Origin of the sequence: Streptomyces sp. NPDC002884 (assembly GCF_040295245.1) — a bacterium.
Lineage (GTDB): Bacteria > Actinomycetota > Actinomycetes > Streptomycetales > Streptomycetaceae > Streptomyces.
This window is the reverse complement of the sequence record NZ_JBEOVB010000044.1, coordinates 1-16,536: the sequence shown is the minus strand read 5'-3', so window position 1 is coordinate 16,536 and position 16,536 is coordinate 1. Positions and strand designations below refer to the sequence as shown.

Sequence of the window (16,536 nt, the reverse complement as noted above, 5' to 3'; positions counted from 1 at the left end):
GCCCGAGGAAGGCGCCGGGTCGGGTGACCCGGCGCCTTCGTCATGCGCCGGCACGTCAACCTGGCGGCCGCCCGTTCGTCCTCCGCCGGGCGCCGTCGTCCGAGCGTCACGCGCGCGTGCAGGTGGGCGCCTGGCCTTGGCCGGAACCGAACGCCGGAGGGCGTGCTCACGTACTTCCTTATACGCACCGAACGGTGCGCACCCGGCCCGGTGCGGCACAATGGCCCCTGCCCGAAGATGGTCCAACTCTCAAGCGACGGATCGGCGTGATGAGCAAGACGACAGTCAAAGACGTCTCCACGGAGTCCGAGCCCGAGCGCGTCACCGCGATCGAGCCCCGGACCGTGGGCGGCAGCCGTGCGTTCGCGATCCTGCTGCTGATCACCGGTGCCGCCGGTCTGCTGGCGGCCTGGGTCATCACGCTCGACAAGTTCAAGATCCTCGAGGCCAAGGTCGAGGGCAAGACCTTCACGCCGAGCTGCAGCATCAGCCCGATCATCAGCTGCGGCAGCGTCATGGAGAGCAAGCAGGCCGCCGCGTTCGGTTTCCCCAACCCGATGCTCGGCCTAGTCGCCTACGGCATCGTGATCTGTGTGGGCATGAGCCTGCTGACCCGGGTCGCCTTCCCGCGCTGGTACTGGCTGACCTTCAACTTCGGCACCCTCTTCGGCGTGGCCTTCTGCACCTGGCTCCAGTACCAGTCCCTGTACGAGATCAACGCCCTGTGCCTGTGGTGCTCGCTGGCCTGGGTCGCGACGATCACCATGTTCTGGTACGTCACCTCGTTCAACGTGCGCAACGGCCTGCTGCCCGCCCCGGGCTGGCTGAAGCGCTTCCTCGGCGAGTTCACCTGGGTCCTGCCGGTCACTCACGTCGGCATCATCGCCATGCTGATCCTGACCCGCTGGGGCGCGGACCTCTGGGCCTGAGCCCCGCGGAGGACAGGCGCCGGACGTCACTGTCGGACCTCTGACGTAGGCTCCGACGTGTGGAGCCCGACCTGTTCACCGCCGCAGCCGAAGACCGCCAGGAGAAGGACCCCACCGGGAGCCCCCTGGCGGTCCGGATGCGCCCGCGCACCCTCGACGAGGTCGTGGGCCAGCAGCACCTGCTGAAGCCGGGCTCCCCCCTGCGCCGCCTGGTCGGCGAGGGTGCCACGGGTCCGGCGGGCCCCTCCTCGGTGATCCTCTGGGGACCGCCCGGCACCGGGAAGACGACCCTGGCGTACGTCGTCTCCAAGGCCACCAACAAGCGGTTCGTCGAACTGTCGGCGATCACCGCGGGCGTCAAGGAGGTCCGCGCGGTCATCGACGGCGCCCGCCGCGCCATCGGCGGCTACGGCAAGGAGACCGTCCTCTTCCTCGACGAGATCCACCGCTTCAGCAAGGCGCAGCAGGACTCCCTCCTGCCGGCCGTCGAGAACCGCTGGGTGACGCTGATCGCGGCGACCACCGAGAACCCGTACTTCTCGGTGATCTCGCCCCTGCTCTCCCGTTCCCTCCTGCTGACCCTCGAGCCCCTCACGGACGACGGTCTGCGCGACCTGGTCAGGCGCGCCGTGGTCGACGAACGCGGCCTCAAGGGCGCCGTCACCCTCCCCGAGGACACCGAGGCACATCTGCTGCGCATCGCCGGCGGCGACGCCCGCCGGGCCCTCACCGCCCTGGAGGCCGCCGCCGGGGCCGCCCTGGACCAGGACGAGACCGGGATCAGCCTCCAGACCCTGGAGCAGACGGTCGACCGCGCGGCGGTGAAGTACGACCGCGACGGCGACCAGCACTACGACGTCGCCAGCGCCCTCATCAAGTCCGTCCGAGGTTCGGACGTCGACGCGGCCTTGCATTACCTGGCCCGCATGATCGAGGCCGGCGAGGACCCGCGCTTCATCGCCCGCCGCCTGATGATCTCCGCCAGCGAGGACATCGGCCTGGCGGACCCGAACGCCCTGCCGATCGCGGTCGCCGCCGCCCAGGCCGTCGCCATGATCGGCTTCCCCGAGGCCGCCCTCACCCTCAGCCACGTCACCATCGCCCTCGCCCTGGCTCCCAAGTCGAACGCCGCGACGACCGCGATCGGCGCCGCCCTGGACGACGTACGCAAGGGTCTGGCCGGTCCGGTGCCGCCGCATCTGCGCGACGGGCACTACAAGGGCGCCGCCAAGCTGGGGCACGCGCAGGGGTACGTGTATCCGCACGACCTGCCCGAGGGCATCGCCGCCCAGCAGTACGCCCCGGACGCCATCAAGGACCGCGAGTACTACGAGCCCACCCGGCACGGAGCCGAGGCCCGCTACGCGGACGCGGTCGAGTGGACCCGGCAGCACCTCGGTCGCGACGGGTCCTGAGCACCCTGTAGACTCGCCCGAAGTGCCGCGTCCCGTGCAGTCAGAACAGGACGGTCGGCCGGAGCAGCGGTCCTCGGACCTCGCTCCAGGAGCGTCGCGCACCGTCGAAGGTGTCGCGGGCAGCCCATCACCACTCGGAATTCCGAGAACGGTCGATGGGCAACTCGCGTGCTGCACGTATGTGCCCAGACCAGGGGAGCGGCTGCCCGACAGGTTCCACGCGGACCCGACGGGTTTCCCCGGCTGCGGATGCGACCTCCCTTAACCCTGACGAGCCGGAAATTCTGGAAAGTGAGAGATCGTGGCGAACCAGCCCCGTCCCAAGGTCAAGAAGTCGCGTGCCCTCGGCATCGCGCTGACCCCGAAGGCCGTCAAGTACTTCGAGGCGCGCCCCTACCCGCCGGGTGAGCACGGCCGTGGCCGCAAGCAGAACTCGGACTACAAGGTCCGTCTGCTCGAGAAGCAGCGTCTGCGCGCGCAGTACGACGTGTCCGAGCGCCAGCTCGTCCGCGCCTACGAGCGTGCCTCCAAGGTCCAGGGCAAGACCGGTGAGGCCCTGATCATCGAGCTCGAGCGCCGTCTCGACGCGCTGGTCCTGCGTTCGGGCATCGCCCGCACGATCTACCAGGCCCGCCAGATGGTCGTCCACGGCCACATCGAGGTCAACGGCCAGAAGGTCGACAAGCCGTCCTTCCGCGTCAAGCCGGACGACGTCGTCATGGTCCGCGAGCGCAGCCGCAGCAAGACGCTGTTCGAGGTCTCCCGCGCCGGTGGCTTCGCCCCCGACGGCGAGACCCCGCGCTACCTCCAGGTGAACCTCGGCGCCCTGGCGTTCCGCCTGGACCGCGAGCCGAACCGCAAGGAGATCCCGGTGATCTGCGACGAGCAGCTCGTCGTCGAGTACTACGCCCGCTGATCCCCTTCCGGATCGGTCTGTAGCGGTCGTAGGACTTCTGCGCCGAGGCCCGTCGTCCCGCTGCCCTTCGGGGCAGGTGGGACGGCGGGCTTTCGCACGTCTAATCCGGTACGGAACGCCGGCGCCGGCGCGATAGGCTCGCCTCCAGAGATAGGTGTTCGTCAGACAGGGAGCGGGTGCGCAGTGTCCGGTGGAGAGGTGGCCGGCATCCTGGTGGCGGTGTTCTGGGCGATCCTGGTCTCCTTCCTCGCCGTCGCGCTGGCGAGGCTGGCGCAGACGCTCAGGGCGACCACCAGACTCGTCGCCGACGTGACCGAGCAGGCCGTCCCGCTGCTGGCCGACGCCTCCGCGGCGGTGCGTTCCGCGCAGACCCAGATCGACCGGGTCGACGCGATCGCCACCGACGTCCAGGAAGTCACGTCGAACGCCTCGGCGCTGTCCACCACGGTCGCCTCCACCTTCGGCGGCCCCCTGGTGAAGGTCGCCGCCTTCGGCTACGGCGTGCGCCGGGCCCTCGGCGGCCGCAAGGACGACGTGCCCGCCGGGGAGTCCCGGCGGACCGTGATCGTGGGCCGAACGGTCTCCCGGCGGGAGAAGCGCAAGCCCCGTGGAAAGAGGGACTGAGACCAGCGATGTTCCGCCGTACCTTCTGGTTCACCACGGGCGTCGCCGCCGGTGTCTGGGCCACCACCAAGGTCAATCGCAAGCTGAGGCAGCTGACCCCCGAGAGCCTCGCCGCGTCCGCGGCCAACAAGGCACTCGAGACGGGAGCGCGCCTCAAGGACCGCGCGGTGGGTTTCGCGCTCGACGTCCGCGACAACATGGCCCAGCGGGAGGCCGAGCTGGGGGAGGCGCTGGGGATCCGCGACGATCCCGCACTCCCCGCGCCCCGGCGGTACACCGCCATCGAGAACAGCCGCAGTACCCCCGAGCATCCCGAGCACACGACGTACTCGCACAACCGGAATGAGGACCACTGATGGAGTCGGCCGAGATCCGCCGCCGCTGGCTGAGCTTCTACGAGGAGCGCGGTCACACCGTCGTCCCTTCGGCGTCGCTCATCGCGGACGACCCGACTCTGCTCCTGGTCCCCGCCGGCATGGTCCCCTTCAAGCCGTACTTCCTCGGTGACGTCAAGCCGCCGTGGTCGCGCGCCACCAGCGTGCAGAAGTGCGTGCGCACGCCCGACATCGAAGAGGTCGGCAAGACCACCCGCCACGGCACGTTCTTCCAGATGTGCGGCAACTTCTCCTTCGGCGACTACTTCAAGGAAGGCGCCATCAAGTACGCCTGGGAGCTGCTCACCGCGCCCCAGGACAAGGGTGGTTACGGCCTGGTGCCGGAGAAGCTCTGGATCACGGTCTACAAGGACGACGACGAGGCCGAGCGCATCTGGCACGAGGTCGTCGGCGTGCCCAAGGAGCGCATCCAGCGCCTCGGCATGAAGGACAACTACTGGTCCATGGGCGTCCCCGGCCCCTGCGGCCCCTGTTCCGAGATCAACTACGACCGCGGCCCCGAGTTCGGCGTCGAGGGCGGCCCCGCCGTCAACGACGAGCGGTACGTGGAGATCTGGAACCTCGTCTTCATGCAGTACGAGCGTGGCGAGGGCATCGGCAAGGACAACTTCGAGATCCTGGGCGACCTGCCGAGCAAGAACATCGACACGGGCCTCGGCCTGGAGCGCCTCGCCATGATTCTGCAGGGCGTGCAGAACATGTACGAGATCGACACCTCGATGGCCGTCATCAGGAAGGCCACCGAGCTGACCGGCGTCGAGTACGGCGAGGCCCACGAGTCGGACGTCTCGCTGCGCGTGGTCACCGACCACATGCGCACCTCCGTGATGCTCATCGGCGACGGCGTCACCCCCGGCAACGAGGGCCGCGGTTATGTCCTGCGCCGCATCATGCGCCGCGCCATCCGCAACATGCGCCTCCTCGGCGCCACCGGCCCGGTCGTCAAGGACCTCATCGACACCGTCATCGAGATGATGGGCCAGCAGTACCCGGAGCTGGTCACCGACCGCGAGCGGATCGAGAAGGTCGCCCTCGCCGAGGAGAACGCCTTCCTCAAGACGCTGAAGGCCGGCACCAACATCCTCGACACCGCCGTCACCGAGACCAAGCAGTCCGGTGGCACGGTCCTCGCCGGCGACAAGGCCTTCCTGCTCCACGACACCTGGGGCTTCCCGATCGACCTCACCCTCGAGATGGCCGGCGAGCAGGGGCTGTCCGTGGACGAGGACGGCTTCCGCCGTCTGATGAAGGAACAGCGGGAACGCGCCAAGGCCGACGCCCAGGCCAAGAAGACCGGGCACGCCGGCGTGGGCGCCTACCGTGAGATCGCCGACCGGGCCGGTGCGACCGACTTCATCGGCTACGCCGACACCGAGGGCGAGTCGACGATCGTCGGCATCCTCGTCGACGGCGCCTCCTCGCCGGCCGCCACCGAGGGCGACGAGGTCGAGATCGTCCTCGACCGCACCCCGTTCTACGCCGAGGGCGGCGGCCAGATCGGCGACACCGGCCGCATCAGGGTGGACACCGGCGCCGTCATCGAGATCCGCGACACCCAGAAGCCGGTCCCCGGCGTGTACGTCCACAAGGGCGTCGTCCAGGTCGGCGAGGTCACGCTCGGCGCCAAGGCCCACGCCTCGATCGACCAGCGCCGCCGCACGGCCATCGCCCGCGCCCACTCGGCCACGCACCTCACGCACCAGGCGCTGCGCGACGCCCTCGGCCCGACGGCCGCCCAGGCCGGTTCCGAGAACCAGCCCGGCCGCTTCCGCTTCGACTTCGGTTCCCCGTCCGCCGTCCCGACGGCCGTGATGACCGACGTCGAGCAGAAGATCAACGAGATCCTCGCCCGCGACCTGGACGTCCGGGCCGAGGTCATGGGCATCGACGAGGCCAAGAAGCAGGGCGCCATCGCCGAGTTCGGCGAGAAGTACGGCGAGCGGGTGCGGGTCGTGACCATCGGCGACTTCTCCAAGGAGCTGTGCGGTGGCACCCATGTGCACAACACCTCCCAGCTGGGCCTGGTGAAGCTGCTCGGCGAGTCGTCGATCGGCTCGGGTGTCCGCCGCATCGAGGCCCTCGTCGGCGTGGACGCCTACAACTTCCTGGCCCGTGAGCACACGGTCGTCGCCCAGCTCCAGGAGCTGATCAAGGGCCGTCCGGAGGAGCTCCCGGAGAAGGTCTCCGCCATGCTCGGCAAGCTGAAGGACGCCGAGAAGGAGATCGAGAAGTTCCGCGCGGAGAAGGTCCTCCAGGCCGCCGCCGGTCTCGTGGAGTCCGCCAAGGACGTCGGCGGTGTGGCCCTCGTCACCGGCCAGGTCCCGGACGGCACGACCCCCGACGACCTGCGCAGGCTCGTCCTCGACGTGCGCGGCCGCATCCAGGGCGGCCGGGCCGCCGTGGTCGCCCTGTTCACGGTGAACAACGGCAAGCCGCTGACGGTCATCGCCACCAACGAGGCCGCCCGCGAGCGCGGTCTCAAGGCCGGCGAGCTGGTCCGTACGGCTGCCAAGACCCTCGGCGGTGGCGGCGGCGGCAAGCCGGACGTCGCCCAGGGCGGCGGCCAGAACCCGGCCGCCGTCGGCGACGCCGTCGACGCCGTCGAGCGACTCGTGGCGGAAACGGCCAAGTGAGCGAGCCGATGAGGAAGGGCCGTCGACTCGCGATCGACGTCGGGGACGCCCGGATCGGGGTCGCCTCGTGCGACCCCGACGGGATCCTCGCCACTCCGGTGGAGACGGTCCCCGGCCGGGATGTCCCCGCGGCCTACCGCCGGCTCGGACAACTGGTCGAGGAGTACGAGCCGATCGAGGTCGTGGTGGGTCTGCCTCGCTCCCTCAAGGGGGGCGAGGGCCCGGCCGCGGTGAAGGTCCGCGGCTTCGCACAGCAGCTGGCGAACAAAATCGCGCCCGTATCCGTACGTCTGGTGGACGAGAGGATGACGACCGTGACGGCCAGTCAGGGACTGCGTGCCTCGGGCGTGAAGGCGAAGAAGGGCCGCTCGGTGATCGACCAGGCAGCCGCTGTGATCATCCTTCAGCAGGCCCTGGAATCCGAACGGGTGTCAGGCAAGGCGCCGGGTGAGGGCGTCGAAGTGGTTGTCTGATCGCGCTACGGTAACGTTCCGGGCGATGCGGCGGTGTTCGAACAGCTGCCGCACAGAGAGAGACGGAACGGTGACGGGCCGGAAAAAGCCGCGTGATCGCCGCCTCGCGGCTCTAGGGGATCGATGACTGAGTATGGCCGGGGCTCTGGCTCCGAACCGTGGCATCCGGAGGACCCGTTGTACGGGGACGGCGGATGGGAAGGGCAGCAGGCCCCCACGGGCCATCAGCCTGCCTACGGCGGCCAGCCACAGCACCACCACTACCCGCAGCAGCAGGAGCAGCACGCCGACCAGCAGCAGGAGTACGGCGACTGGAGCCAGGGACAGGCGCAGCAGTACGACCAGCAGCAGTACGGTCAGCAGCAGTACGGTCAGCAGCAGTACGACCCGCAGTACCAGGGCTACGACCAGCAGCAGTACGCCGCTCAGGGCCAGCAGTACACCCAGCAGAACCAGCAGGGCTACCACGAGGGGTACCAGGAGGGCGGCTGGGACGGCACGGGCACCCATGCCCACGTCCCCTACGCGGCCGACCCGGGTGACCCCTACGGGCAGCAGGCCGCGGCCTACGGCGCCGAACAGCCCGACTTCTACGGCACCCCGGAGGCCTACCCGCCGCCGGAGCCGCCCGCCCGGCGGCGTGCCGAGCCCGAACCGGAGCCGGAGCCGGAAGCCGGGTCCGAGCAAAAAGCCGACTGGGACCCGGGACCCGATCAGGGTGAGCACGCTTTCTTCGCGGGCGGCGGGGCCGAGGACGACGAGGACGACGACGAGCCCGAGGGCCGCGGAGACCGGCGGGGCCGGGGCGGCAAGGGCGCGAAGAGCAAGAAGGGCCGCAGCGGCTGCGCCTGCCTGGTCGTCGTACTGGTGTTCGGCGGTGGTGTCGCGGGCGTCGGATATTTCGGCTACGACTACTACCAGAATCGTTACGCCGCGGCTCCGGACTACGCGGGCGACGGCACGAAGCAGACCGTGAGCATCGAGGTGCCCAAGGGCTCCGGCGGCGCCGCCATCGGCAGACTCCTCAAGGAGGCCGGCGTCGTCAAGAGCGTGGACGCGTTCGTCTCCGCGGTCACGAACAATCCCGAAGCCGGCGGAATCCAGGCAGGCGCGTACATCCTGAAGAAGGAGATGTCCGCGAAGAGCGCCGTGGAGATGATGCTCGACCCGGCCAGCCAGGCCAATGTGCTGGTCACCCCGGGGCAGCGGAACGTGGCTGTCTACAAGGCCATCGACACGAAACTCGGACTTGCCACCGGAACCACCCGAAAACTGGCGGAGAACGAGTACAAAACGCTCGGTCTGCCCGCCTGGGCGAACGACAACGACGACATCAAGGACCCGCTGGAGGGCTTCCTCTTCCCGGGGACGTACGGCGCGGCCAAGGGCATGAAGCCCGAGGCGGTCCTGAAGTCGATGGTCGCGCACGCCAACGAGGTGTACGGCGAGTACGACCTCGAGGCCAAGGCCAAGACGCTCAAGCTCGAGAGCCCGTTGCAGGTCATCACGGTCGCCAGCCTCGTCCAGGCCGAGGGCAAGACGCACGACGACTACCGCAAGATGGCGGAGGTCGTCTACAACCGGCTCAAGCCGACGAACGACCAGACCAACCAGTTGCTCCAGTTCGACTCGACCTTCAACTACCTGAAGGGCGAGAGTAAAATCAACATCAGCGAGTCCGAGATCAACAGCAACAAGGACCCGTACAACACCTACACCAACAGGGGCCTGACGCCCGGTCCGATCGGCAATCCCGGTGAGGACGCGCTCAAGGCGACCATGAATCCGACCACCGACGGCTGGATCTATTTCGTGGCGACCGACGGTGAGAGCAACACCGAATTCGCCAAGACCTACGCACAATTCCAGAAGCTCAAGGACAAGTTCGATGCCAGCACGGGCAACTGACGCCCGCCGGGCCGCGGTACTCGGCAGCCCCATCGTCCACTCGCTCTCCCCGGTGCTGCACCGCGCCGCGTACGAGGCACTGGAACTCACCGGCTGGACGTACGACCGCTTCGACGTCGACGAGGAGGCCCTGCCCTCCTTCGTCGCCGGACTCGGCGCCGAGTGGGCCGGTCTCTCGCTGACCATGCCGCTGAAGCGCGCGGTCATCCCGCTGCTCGACGAGGTCAGCGAGACGGCCGCCTCCGTCGAGGCGGTCAACACGCTCGTGTTCACCGAGGACGGCCGCCGGCTCGGCGACAACACGGACATCCCCGGCATGGTCGCCGCCCTGCGCGAGCGCGGTGTCGAGCAGGTCGACTCGGCCGCGATCCTCGGCGCCGGCGCCACCGCGTCCTCCGCCCTGGCCGCCCTCGCCAGGGTCTGCACCGGCGAGATCGTCGCCTATGTCCGCAGCGCGGCCCGCGCCGACGAGATGCGCCGGTGGGGCGAGCGGCTCGATGTCGACGTCCGGATCGCCGACTGGGCGGACGCCGCCGACGCGCTCCGCTTCCCGCTGGTCGTCGCGACCACCCCGGCCGGGGCCACGGACGCCCTCGCCGCCTCCGTGCCGGAGCGGCCCGCCACCCTCTTCGACGTGCTCTACGACCCGTGGCCCACCGAGCTGGCCGCCCGCTGGTCCATGTTCGCCGGCGCCGTCGTCAGCGGCCTCGACCTGCTCGTGCACCAGGCGGTCCTCCAGGTGGAGCAGATGACCGGCCGCGTCCCGGCGCCGGTGGAGGCCATGCGCAAGGCGGGCGAGCACGCCCTCGCCACCCGCGGGGCCTCGCACCACCCGTGAGCCCGTCCCCGGCCGGCCCCCCGTCCGCTTGCTGGACCGGCGACCGGTTCCAGGGCCGGGACGTGGGAGGATCGGAGGTGGCGGGCCAGGGCCGCGCACCCGGTCACGCCACCGACGTACGCGACGGACGCGCGTGCGCAGAGCAGTACCAGGGCGCGAGCACTGAGGAGCATCGTTGAGCAGGCTGCGTTGGCTGACCGCGGGAGAATCCCACGGTCCCGCACTTGTCGCGACGCTGGAGGGCCTTCCCGCCGGCGTGCCGATCACCACGGAGATGGTCGCCGACCACCTCGCGCGGCGACGGCTCGGCTATGGGCGTGGTGCGCGCATGAAGTTCGAGCGCGACGAGGTCACCTTCCTCGGCGGTGTCCGGCACGGCCTGACCATGGGCTCACCGGTCGCCGTCATGGTGGGCAACACGGAGTGGCCCAAGTGGGAGCAGGTCATGTCGGCCGACCCGGTCGACCCGGAGATCCTCGCGGGCCTCGCCCGCAACGCGCCGCTCACCCGCCCGCGCCCCGGCCACGCCGACCTCGCCGGAATGCAGAAGTACGGCTTCGACGAGGCCCGGCCGATCCTGGAGCGCGCCTCCGCGCGTGAGACGGCCGCCCGGGTCGCGCTGGGCGCGGTGGCCCGGTCGTACCTGAAGGAGACGGCCGGCATCGAGATCGTCTCGCACGTCGTCGAGCTGGCCGCCGCGAAGGCGCCGTACGGCGTTCTGCCGACCCCCGCCGACGTCGAGAAGCTGGACGCGGACCCGGTCCGCTGCCTGGACGCGGACGCGTCGAAGGCGATGGTCGCGGAGATCGACCAGGCCCACAAGGACGGCGACACCCTCGGCGGCGTCGTCGAGGTGCTGGCGTACGACGTCCCGGTCGGCCTGGGCTCGCACGTGCACTGGGACCGCCGGCTGGACGCCCGCCTCGCCGCCGCCCTGATGGGCATCCAGGCGATCAAGGGAGTCGAGGTCGGCGACGGCTTCGACCTCGCGCGCGTGCCGGGTTCGAAGGCGCACGACGAGATCGTCACCACGTCCGAGGGCATCAGGCGCACCAGCGGCCGCTCCGGCGGCACCGAGGGCGGCCTCACCACCGGCGAGCTGCTGCGCGTGCGCGCGGCGATGAAGCCGATCGCGACCGTGCCGCGGGCCCTGCGGACGGTGGACGTCGCCACGGGCGAGGCCACCCAGGCGCACCACCAGCGCTCCGACGTGTGCGCGGTCCCGGCCGCCGGGATCGTCGCCGAGGCGATGGTCGCCCTGGTGCTCGCCGACGCGGTGGCGGAGAAGTTCGGCGGCGACAGCGTCACCGAGACCCGCCGCAACGTGCGGTCGTACCTCGACAGCCTGCACATCCGATGAGCGGGCCACTGGTCGTCCTCGTCGGCCCGATGGGCGTCGGCAAGTCCACCGTCGGGCAACTGCTCGCCGAGCGGCTCGGCGTGTCCTACCGGGACACCGACGACGACATCGTCGCCGAGGCGGGCCGCAGCATCGCGGAGATCTTCGTCGACGAGGGCGAGGAGACCTTCCGCGCGATCGAGAAGCGGGCCGTGCGGGACGCGCTCGCCGCGCACGAGGGCGTGCTGGCGCTCGGCGGCGGCTCGATCCTGGACGCGGACACGCGCGCGCTGCTGGCCGGGCAGCGCGTGGTCTACCTGGCCATGGACGTCGAGGAAGCCGTGAAGCGCACCGGCCTGAACACGGCGCGCCCGCTGCTCGCCGTCAATCCGCGCAAGCAGTGGCGCGAGCTGATGGACGCCCGTCGCCATCTCTACGAGGGCGTCGCCACCGCCGTCGTCACGACGGACGGCCGTACGCCCGAAGAGGTCAGCCAAGTGGCCTTGGACGCTTTGGAGTTGAAGGAAGCATGAGCAGCGAGTCCGTAACCCGGATCCAGATCGGCGGCAGCGCGGGCTCGGAGCCGTACGAGGTCCTGGTCGGCCGTCAGCTGCTGGGCGAACTCGGCGGGCTGATCGGCGACCGGGTCAAGCGGGTCGCCGTGATCCACCCGGAGGCGCTCGCCGGCACCGGGGAAGCGCTCCGCGCCGACCTGGCCGAGCAGGGCTACGAGGCCGTCGCCATCCAGGTGCCCAACGCGGAGGAGGCCAAGACCGCCGAGGTCGCCGCCTACTGCTGGAAGGCGCTCGGCCAGTCAGGGTTCACCCGCACCGACGTCGTCGTGGGCGTCGGCGGGGGCTCCACCACGGACCTGGCCGGATTCGTCGCCGCGACCTGGCTGCGCGGGGTGCGCTGGATCGCCGTCCCGACGACCGTGCTGGCCATGGTCGACGCGGCCGTCGGCGGCAAGACCGGCATCAACACCGCCGAGGGCAAGAACCTCGTCGGCTCCTTCCACCCGCCGGCCGGTGTGCTGTGCGACCTGGCCGCGCTGGACTCGCTGCCGGTCAACGACTACGTCTCCGGGCTCGCCGAGGTCATCAAGGCGGGCTTCATCGCCGACCCGGTGATCCTCGAGCTGGTCGAGTCCGACCCCGAGGCCGCCCGCACCCCGGCGGGCCCGCACACTGCCGAGCTCATCGAGCGCTCCATCAGGGTCAAGGCGGACGTCGTGTCGTCCGACCTGAAGGAGTCGGGCCTGCGGGAGATCCTCAACTACGGTCACACCCTGGCGCACGCCATCGAGAAGAACGAGCGCTACAAGTGGCGGCACGGCGCGGCCGTCTCCGTGGGCATGCACTTCGCGGCCGAACTGGGCCGCCTCGCGGGCCGGCTGGACGACGCGACGGCCGACCGCCACCGCACGGTGCTGGAGTCGGTGGGACTGCCGCTGCACTACCGCTACGACCAGTGGCCCAAGCTGCTGGAGAACATGAAGGTCGACAAGAAGTCCCGCGGCGACCTGCTGCGGTTCATCGTCCTGGACGGCCTGGCCAAGCCGAACGTCCTCGAGGGTCCCGACCCGGCCGTGCTGCTGGCCGCGTACGGGGAGGTGAGCGAGTAGGAGCGCGGGACGGGCGAGCAGGTCCGTCCGCTTCCCTTCCGCCCGATTCGCTTTCCGCACCGGGCACTTCGGACCGCCCCCGGCCGTTCACCAAACGACAGCCGGGGGCGGTACCGTTCAGTAGCGAAATGGGGGTCCGCACCCCTCACAACCAGCGCCCATTGCCTGTACGAGACGGAGTGGCACCGGATGCAGCACGCAGTGGGTTCTCCGCTGCCGCCGCCCCACCAGCCGGGCGGCGCCCCCCAGCAGCAGCCGGGGTACCTCGGCGCCCCCTCGGGCCCGGTGCCGCCCGCGCCCCAGCCGCCGGTCCCGCCCGTGCCGCCGCCGCCCGCCCCGCAGCACGCCCCGGTCCCGCAGCACGCCCCGGTCGCCCAGGGCACCGACACCACCGGGCATGTCCCGCTGCCGCCGGGCGGCCCCGTCCCCATGCCCAGCGCGCCGCCCGCCCCGATCGTCCCCGACCCGGCGGCCACGACGCTGGCGGTGCTGCTGATCGGCCCGGCGGGCGCCGGGAAGACGAGCGTCGCCAAGTTCTGGGCCGACCACCGCCGGGTACCCACGGCCCACGTCAGCCTCGACGACGTACGGGAATGGGTCCGCTCGGGCTTCGCCGACCCGCAGTCGGGGTGGAACGACCATTCCGAGGCCCAGTACCGCCTGGCCCGCCGCACCTGCGGCTTCGCCGCGCGCAACTTCCTGGCCAACGGCATCTCGTGCATCCTGGACGACGCGATCTTCCCCGACCGCCCGGCCGTGGGCCTGGGTGGCTGGAAACGGCATGTGGGTCCGGGCCTGCTGCCCGTCGTCCTGCTGCCCGGCCTGGAAGTCGTGCTGGAACGCAACGCCGAGCGCTCCGGCAACCGCCGCCTCACCGACGAGGAGGTGGCCCGCATCCACGGCCGCATGGCCGGCTGGTACGGCTCCGGCCTCCCCATCATCGACAACTCCCAGCTGGACGTCCCGACGACGGCGAGGGTCCTGGACGACGTACTGGCGAGGGCGATCGCGAGCCCCCCGAAGTGGTAGAGCGCTCTCGAGAGCTCCGGCCCGACCCGGCCGGTTCCCCCGAACGCCCTCCCAACCGGCACAATCCAGCCACTCCTCCTACGCTCGTGTCATGTCAGAGGTCTACGCGTCCCGCCGCACCCGGCTGAGAGAACGCTGCAACGCGAGCGGCAGCGCCACCGCGCTGATCTCCCGCCCCGCCAACGTGAGATACCTCGCGGGCGCGGCCCCGGCCGGCGCCGTCCTGCTGCTGGGCAGACGTGAGGATCTCCTCGTCTGCACGGACCCGCCCGAGGACCGCCCGAGCGAGGGCCGGCCGGACGAGGCACTGCGTGTCCACTGCCTCCACCGCCCCGGAGGCGATCCGGCGGTCGCAGCCGCCGATCTCCTCGTGGGCGAGGGCGGCGACTCCCTCGCGGTGGAGGAGCATCACCTCACGGTGGCCCGCCACCGCGAGCTGCGCTCCGTCGCGCCCCGGCTGCGCCTCGCGGACGTGGGCGGCGCGGTCGAACAGCTGAGGGTGGTGAAGGACGAGGAGGAGATCTCCTGTCTGCGGATCGGCGCCGAGATCGCCGACCAAGCCCTGGGGGAGCTGCTGGAGTCCATCCTGGTGGGCCGTACGGAGCGGCACCTCGCCCTCGAACTGGAACGGCGCCTCGTCGATCACGGTGCCGACGGCCCCGCCTTCACCACCTCGGTCGCCACCGGCCCGAACTCCGGCCGGCGCGGTCATCGGCCCACCGACCGACGGGTCGAGGAGGGCGACTTCCTCTCCGTCTGTCTGGGGGCGAGCTACCGCGGCTACCGCTGCGAGATCGGCCGCACCTTCGTGATCGGCACGTCCCCGGCCGACTGGCAGATCGAGCTGTACGACCTCGTCTTCGCTGCCCAGCGGGCCGGGCGCGAGGCCCTGACACCCGGAGCCGCCTTCCGGGACGTGGACCGCGCGGCCCGCCATATCCTGGACTCCGCGGGGCACTCCGAGGGCCTGCCGGCGCTCACCGGACACGGTGTCGGGCTCGAAATCGAAGAGGACCCGCAGTTGTCTCCCGCGGCCATGGGTAAACTGGACGCTTGCGTGCCGGTCACCGTCGAACCGGGGGTCCACATCCCGGGCCGGGGCGGTGTCAGGATCGATGACACGCTCGTCGTGCGCCCCGAGGCGGACGGCGGACCCGAGCTACTCACCATCACGACCAAGGAGCTGCTCGCCCTTTAGCCAGGTGCGTGCACCGGGGTCGTCCACGTCAGTCCAGGAGATTCCGCAACCGTGGCTTCCACGAACGACCTCAAGAACGGCCTGGTGCTCAAGCTCGAAGGCGGCCAGCTCTGGTCCGTCGTCGAGTTCCAGCACGTCAAGCCCGGCAAGGGCCCGGCCTTCGTGCGCACCAAGCTGAAGAACGTGCTTTCCGGCAAGGTCGTCGACAAGACGTTCAACGCCGGCGTCAAGGTCGAGACGGCCACTGTCGACAAGCGCGACATGCAGTTCTCGTACATGGACGGCGAGTACTTCGTCTTCATGGACATGCAGACCTACGACCAGCTGCTGGTCGACCGCAAGGCCGTCGGCGACGCCGCCAACTTCCTGATCGAGGGCTTCACGGCCACCGTCGCGCAGCACGAGGGCGAGGTGCTCTTCGTAGAGCTGCCGGCCGCCGTCGAGCTCGTCGTGCAGGAGACCGAGCCCGGCCTCCAGGGCGACCGCTCCACCGGTGGCACCAAGCCCGCCACCCTGGAGACCGGCCACCAGATCCAGGTCCCGCTCTTCATCACCACCGGTGAGAAGATCAAGGTCGACACCCGCACCAGCGACTACCTCGGCCGGGTGAACAGCTAACCGTGGCTGCTCGCAACACGGCCCGCAAGCGCGCCTTCCAGATCCTCTTCGAGGGCGACCAGCGCGGAGTCGACGTCCTGACGGTCCTCGCGGACTGGATCCGGCTCTCCCGGGCCGACACCCGGCAGCCGCCGGTCAGCGAGTACACCATGCAGCTGGTCGAGGGCTACGCCGGGTACGCGCGGCGTATCGACGACCTGATCTCGCAGTACTCGGTCGGCTGGACGCTGGACCGGATGCCGGTCGTCGACCGCAACATCCTGCGTCTGGGCGCCTACGAGCTGATCTGGGCCGACGAGACCCCGGACGCGGTCGTCCTCGACGAGATGGTGCAGCTGGCGAAGGAGTTCTCCACCGACGAGTCGCCGTCGTTCGTCAACGGCCTGCTCGGCCGGTTCAAGGAGCTCAAGCCGTCTCTGCGCCGGGACGAGGCGTAACGGCACAGCAAGCCGCACGGCAGTCCCACGACAACGCCTGAGGGCCCGCAGCGACACGCTGCGGGCCCTCAGGCGCTCGACCGGGACCTGGTGCCTCTGAGCCCTCCTGGGCCCGCAGACGGCCGCCGGGGGGGGGGGGGCCGCGACCATAGCCAGCCGC

At 70.5% G+C, this 16,536-nt stretch carries 16 protein-coding genes; all 16 read left to right on the top strand.

The window, feature by feature from the left end:
* Positions 1-269 precede the first annotated feature (269 nt).
* Positions 270-929 (top strand): vitamin K epoxide reductase family protein, encoded by a 660-nt coding sequence (locus tag ABT070_RS41470; protein WP_351768145.1) that lies wholly within the window; start codon positions 270-272, stop codon positions 927-929.
* Between the two features lie 59 nt (positions 930-988).
* A complete protein-coding gene (locus ABT070_RS41465) occupies positions 989-2,344 on the top strand; it encodes a replication-associated recombination protein A (protein ID WP_351768144.1) in 1,356 nt (451 codons plus the stop codon).
* Between the two features lie 301 nt (positions 2,345-2,645).
* Positions 2,646-3,260 (top strand): 30S ribosomal protein S4, encoded by a 615-nt coding sequence (rpsD, locus tag ABT070_RS41460; RefSeq protein WP_093775827.1) that lies wholly within the window; start codon positions 2,646-2,648, stop codon positions 3,258-3,260.
* 183 nt (positions 3,261-3,443) lie between these two features.
* Positions 3,444-3,884, top strand: coding sequence for a DUF948 domain-containing protein (locus tag ABT070_RS41455; RefSeq protein ID WP_327182006.1), 441 nt, complete (start codon positions 3,444-3,446; stop codon positions 3,882-3,884).
* Positions 3,885-3,892: 8 nt separating this feature from the next.
* Positions 3,893-4,240, top strand: a complete 348-nt coding sequence (locus tag ABT070_RS41450; RefSeq protein WP_351768142.1) for a hypothetical protein — start codon at positions 3,893-3,895, stop codon at positions 4,238-4,240.
* Entirely contained in the window at positions 4,240-6,912 is a 2,673-nt protein-coding gene (alaS, locus tag ABT070_RS41445) for an alanine--tRNA ligase (RefSeq protein ID WP_351768141.1), read from the top strand. Before ABT070_RS41450 ends, alaS begins: the two co-directional genes overlap by 1 nt.
* Before the next feature lie 8 nt (positions 6,913-6,920).
* Positions 6,921-7,385: a Holliday junction resolvase RuvX gene (gene ruvX / locus ABT070_RS41440; RefSeq protein WP_351768182.1), complete on the top strand. Its 465-nt coding sequence runs from the start codon at positions 6,921-6,923 to the stop codon at positions 7,383-7,385.
* Positions 7,386-7,508: 123 nt separating this feature from the next.
* The gene (gene mltG / locus ABT070_RS41435; RefSeq protein WP_351768140.1) at positions 7,509-9,293 is read left to right on the top strand and encodes an endolytic transglycosylase MltG; all 1,785 of its coding nucleotides are present in this window, start codon (positions 7,509-7,511) and stop codon (positions 9,291-9,293) included.
* The gene (locus ABT070_RS41430) at positions 9,274-10,131 is read left to right on the top strand and encodes a shikimate dehydrogenase (protein WP_351768138.1); all 858 of its coding nucleotides are present in this window, start codon (positions 9,274-9,276) and stop codon (positions 10,129-10,131) included. Before mltG ends, ABT070_RS41430 begins: the two co-directional genes overlap by 20 nt.
* Positions 10,132-10,306: 175 nt before the next feature.
* A complete protein-coding gene (aroC, locus tag ABT070_RS41425; protein WP_351768137.1) occupies positions 10,307-11,491 on the top strand; it encodes a chorismate synthase in 1,185 nt (394 codons plus the stop codon).
* Positions 11,488-12,003, top strand: a complete 516-nt coding sequence (locus ABT070_RS41420; RefSeq protein WP_351768136.1) for a shikimate kinase — start codon at positions 11,488-11,490, stop codon at positions 12,001-12,003. The genes aroC and ABT070_RS41420 overlap by 4 nt, the downstream gene beginning before the upstream one ends.
* Positions 12,000-13,094: a 3-dehydroquinate synthase gene (gene aroB / locus ABT070_RS41415; protein ID WP_351768135.1), complete on the top strand. Its 1,095-nt coding sequence runs from the start codon at positions 12,000-12,002 to the stop codon at positions 13,092-13,094. The genes ABT070_RS41420 and aroB overlap by 4 nt, the downstream gene beginning before the upstream one ends.
* Positions 13,095-13,283: 189 nt before the next feature.
* Entirely contained in the window at positions 13,284-14,123 is an 840-nt protein-coding gene (locus tag ABT070_RS41410) for a Pro-rich N-terminal domain-containing protein (RefSeq protein WP_351768134.1), read from the top strand.
* Positions 14,124-14,214: 91 nt separating this feature from the next.
* Complete coding sequence (locus ABT070_RS41405) at positions 14,215-15,321, top strand: aminopeptidase P family protein (RefSeq protein ID WP_351768133.1); 1,107 nt, start codon at positions 14,215-14,217, stop codon at positions 15,319-15,321.
* 51 nt (positions 15,322-15,372) lie between these two features.
* A complete protein-coding gene (gene efp, locus ABT070_RS41400; RefSeq protein ID WP_351768132.1) occupies positions 15,373-15,939 on the top strand; it encodes an elongation factor P in 567 nt (188 codons plus the stop codon).
* Positions 15,940-15,941: 2 nt separating this feature from the next.
* A complete protein-coding gene (gene nusB / locus ABT070_RS41395; protein WP_351768131.1) occupies positions 15,942-16,376 on the top strand; it encodes a transcription antitermination factor NusB in 435 nt (144 codons plus the stop codon).
* Positions 16,377-16,536: the final 160 nt, after the last annotated feature.